The organism is Mesorhizobium sp. M7A.F.Ca.US.005.03.2.1 (genome assembly GCF_003997795.1).
In the GTDB taxonomy this organism is placed as follows: domain Bacteria; phylum Pseudomonadota; class Alphaproteobacteria; order Rhizobiales; family Rhizobiaceae; genus Mesorhizobium; species Mesorhizobium ciceri.
This window is the reverse complement of sequence record NZ_RZRP01001034.1, coordinates 1-1,944: the sequence shown is the minus strand read 5'-3', so window position 1 is coordinate 1,944 and position 1,944 is coordinate 1. Positions and strand designations below refer to the sequence as shown.

At 59.3% G+C, this 1,944-nt stretch carries 3 protein-coding genes and 1 pseudogene; all 4 read left to right on the top strand.

Annotation, left to right across the window (positions count from 1 at the left end):
* A partial coding sequence (locus EN991_RS34225) for an enoyl-CoA hydratase/isomerase family protein (protein WP_206519308.1) occupies positions 1 to 136 on the top strand: 136 nt, incomplete at its 5' end.
* Complete coding sequence (locus EN991_RS34220; RefSeq protein ID WP_013532255.1) at positions 133 to 555, top strand: DUF6163 family protein; 423 nt, start codon at positions 133 to 135, stop codon at positions 553 to 555. The genes EN991_RS34225 and EN991_RS34220, both read left to right, overlap by 4 nt.
* Before the next feature lie 237 nt (positions 556 to 792).
* Positions 793 to 1,308, top strand: a complete 516-nt coding sequence (locus EN991_RS34215; protein ID WP_008875359.1) for a winged helix DNA-binding protein — start codon at positions 793 to 795, stop codon at positions 1,306 to 1,308.
* Positions 1,309 to 1,737: 429 nt separating this feature from the next.
* Positions 1,738 to 1,944: pseudogene (locus tag EN991_RS34210) on the top strand (murein L,D-transpeptidase); the annotation flags it as partial.

Here is a 1,944-nt window from a genome sequence, read left to right as displayed (position 1 = left end):
CTACGAAGGCATCCGCGCTGCCATCATCGACAAGGGCTCGAAGCCGCAATGGCGGCCGGCACGCCTCGCTGCGGTCAGCGAAGCGGATGTCGATGCCTATTTCGCTCCGCTCGGCGAACGGGAACTCCTGATATGAGCGAGGTGACCTCAAGGCGCATCGTTCTGCAGCCCTCCGGGGTGGAGGTGATCTTCGCCTGGTTCCAGCGCGTCATATCGGGCTACTGCCTGCTGTTCGGCATTCTCTACTGGATCAAGCTGATCGGCTTTTATCCGGGCACACTGTGGCGTTTCGACCTGATGCCCGTGCACTGGCAGGTCGCGGCGGTGGTGCTCGCCGTGTTCTTTCCCTTTGCCGCTGCCGGCCTGTGGATGCTGGCGTCCTGGGGCCCGGTGATATGGTTCATTTGCGCGGTGACCGAGACGGTCATGTACGCCGGCTTTCCCGAGTTGTTCGGCCACCGCTTGCTGATTGTCGTCTCGCATGCGGCGGTGGCGGTGCTCTATATCGTCTTTCGCGTCGTCATCTACCTGCAGAAGCGCCCGGTCCGCCACTAAGCCGTGAACCCATTGGCGGCCCGGCTGTCGCCTCGAATGAGCCCTGCAATCGTTGCCGAAATCTTTAGGTTAATTATCCTTGCTCGGGTGACCGTTCGTTAAGCCTCTTCCGAAACCCCTTACCGGTAAGCTCTTGTTAGCCCTAGCGTTTAAGTCGAATTTTATGAGTATTCGATAGTGTCGCGATCAAGGTGAAAAACAAAAAATCACCAGGGCGACAAACGAGAGGCAAAGACAATGATCAATTCGCGTCCGGCGGCGAAGACCGCCAACGTATCCGACGATCGCCGTGAGGCTATCCGTTCCCTGTACATGGAATCGCTGCAGCTTGTTGAACGGCTGCACCGCCGCCTGCTTGATGTGATCAAAGACGAATTCGACCGCAACGGCCGTTCCGACATCAATGCCATCCAGGCACTGCTGCTGTTCAACATCGGCAATTCCGAACTGACCGCCGGCGAGCTGCGCTCGCGTGGCTACTATCTCGGCTCGAACGTCTCCTACAATCTGAAGAAGCTGGTCGATCTCGGCTTCATCAACCATCAGCGCTCGCGCATCGACCGCCGTTCGGTCCGTGTCTCGCTGACGCCGAAGGGCAATGAGGTGGCCGAGGTCGTCGCCGGCCTCTATGAGCGTCATGTCGGCTCGATCGAACAGGTCGGCGGCATCAACACCGATGAGTTCAAGCAGATGAACCGCGCTTTGCAGCGGCTCGACCGCTTCTGGAACGACACCATCGCCTACCGGATGTAAGGATGTAAGACATCCGCCGCATCGGATCCGGCCCGCGCCACAGAAGCGCGGCCGAAATATCGACCTTCAGTCAGGGCCGGTGCCGAGAGGCATCGGCCTTTCTTTGATTTGGCTGGTCATTGCACCGCGTGGTCGATCGCCGATCGATACCCAAAAAGCACGGTCCGTTCTTTTCGGAATGCTGGCCGGTCGGATTTGGCCGCAAGGCCACGTTGCCGCCATATTCCAATGGAACCGAGAATGGCAGTGATGCTGTGGTGAAGGCCATGCGTTCACCCGCAGCCCGTATCGCGCCTGTGCATTGTCACACCAAGCTGATACGGACCATGGTTGGCTAATTGTTAAGATTGCCAATTTTACAGTGCGGGCGAGATCGCCCGGTGATCAACGCAGCAAGTGATCGAACTGCTCCCAATGTCTGGAACGTCCATGAAAACCAGCCGTCGTTTTTTCCTGTCCGGAGCCTCCGCGCTCGCAGCCGCGGTGGTCGCCGGCGGCGCCAATGCGCAGGATGTGATCGGTGATATCCTGAAATCCTCGGCGCGCGGCAATTGGGACGACCAGTTCGACGCCCGCGCCAGCGAGGGTGGCAAGGTGGCCTCGACGCTGCCGATCTTCAGCCCGCAGACCGTTGCC